2 protein-coding genes are annotated in these 1,629 nt (G+C 54.0%); both read left to right on the top strand.

Going from position 1 to position 1,629, the window contains the following annotated elements; translation table 11 throughout:
- Nucleotides 1–1,047: PAAR domain-containing protein (locus CQ041_RS26085; RefSeq protein ID WP_241090133.1), on the top strand; the 1,047-nt coding region annotated here is incomplete at its 5' end.
- The gene (locus CQ041_RS26080; RefSeq protein WP_105525259.1) at nt 1,044–1,433 is read left to right on the top strand and encodes a hypothetical protein; all 390 of its coding nucleotides are present in this window, start codon (nt 1,044–1,046) and stop codon (nt 1,431–1,433) included. The genes CQ041_RS26085 and CQ041_RS26080, both read left to right, overlap by 4 nt.
- The last annotated feature ends 196 nt before the right edge of the window (nt 1,434–1,629 follow it).

Here is a 1,629-nt window from a genome sequence, read left to right as displayed (position 1 = left end):
GCGCCTTCCGGCACTAGAGTGCCGATTGCACTCAACGGCGTGCAAGGCCAGGAACCAGGTTTCTATATCGTCCCCAAGAGCATGAGCCGCGAAGCGTTGGAGAAAACGCTGTTTCCTGCACCTGATTCGGCGGTGATGCGCAAATTCCGAGCGCTCAATCCTCGCACGGTGAACGTTAAAGCCAGTTCACTGATTGTGCTCAGTGATCCGAACAATACTTCCTGCACCTATCAGGAATCACAATTGATGCAGGTCGCCCAACAAGTCGACGCCTCACTGGATTCACTTACGCCGGATGAGGCTGACTTCCTGCATCGTCACGGCGCAGAAATGGCCAGCTTCATCGGCCATACCTCGACCTGGCTGGGTGTAAGTGCGGTGGTGATGGAGAAACACCTGGGCAACCTGCGCGACACGCTCCAAGCCATTGAACGTATGCATCACGAAGAGTATCGCCAGCATGGTCACCTCAAATCACCGCAGTTCTTCGCCGAACGCAAACGCTTGCTCGCTCATTTGGACGCTCACCTGCTGAACTCTACTCGCCTACGTGGCCAGACGACCTTGGGTGATCATCCCAAGTTGAAAACGGCACTGGGTATTTCCAGCCGCAGCTTGGTGCATCACTGGGACAAGGCGGGTGGGCCGGGGAAGATTCCGGGTTATTCCGCGCATGTGGAGGCGGTGAGTCGTGCAGCCAAGTACATGAAGGCGGGGGGATATATCGGTATTGGCCTCGGAGGTGTGTCCTCGTTGCTGGCTATTCAGCAGGTGTGCAACGGTGACTCTGCGGCCGCTTGTGAGAAAGTCAAGTTTACCGAAGGCGGGAAATTCGTTGGCTCTACTGGTGGTGGTGTTGCCGGTGGATCAGCGGGGGCGTTTGCTGGTGGTCCGATTTGTCTGGCGATTGGGGCAGCCACCGGAGGTATCGGAGGCGTTGTCTGCGTCGCGGCCTTAGTGGGGACTGGCGCATGGGTGGGTACGACTGTCGGTGGTAGAGCTGGCGAAGCAATTGGGGAAAAGATTTACCAGGTGACTCAACCATGACCAGTATCGACAACTGGTCTCCCTGGATTGCGATCTTTTTTCTTGGGGCGCCAATTCTGCTATCCGCTGCCGGCACCGCATACAGTCTGTACCTGAGCCGCTGTCATATTGACGCTATAAAGGAGGCCTTAAAAAACAGCCGCTATATTTACTTGTGGGGAACAAGTCTTGGAAAAAGAGGTTTTATTTGGTCTCTGTTTGAGATTTCGAAAATTGCCGGAATGGTTTTGTGGTCGAGGGCATACATCCAAACTGGAGATATTAATCCTGTCGACCTTGAACACTTCCCACCTCACCTGAGAAGACACTTGATCGTTAATACGACATTAATGCTGACCTCACTGATTTGGATGATAGTCATAGCCATTTTATTAGAGCTCCGATAACTTAAGCGTGCCTTATCCGAGGCCCGCGATAACGTTCAAGTGAATCGCTCTGCCGACCACACCTGATACCCACATAAGAACGGCAAAGCGCGGGGCAAGCCGTTACTCCAGCCCTCCCATAAGTCGTCCATGCCCGGTGCATTGCCTTGGGCACCGCTGCTCTATCAGACCTTAACGACACCACTCTCGGAAAAGT

It is taken from the genome of Pseudomonas sp. MYb60 (assembly GCF_002979555.1).
Taxonomy (GTDB): domain Bacteria; phylum Pseudomonadota; class Gammaproteobacteria; order Pseudomonadales; family Pseudomonadaceae; genus Aquipseudomonas.
This window is presented reverse-complemented; position numbering and strand designations above follow the sequence as displayed.

Excerpts from the sequence above, each read along its gene's own strand:
- CQ041_RS26080 (WP_105525259.1), top strand. The coding sequence starts at position 1,044 with ATGACCAGTATCGACAACTGGTCTCCCTGGATTGCGATCTTTTTTCTT.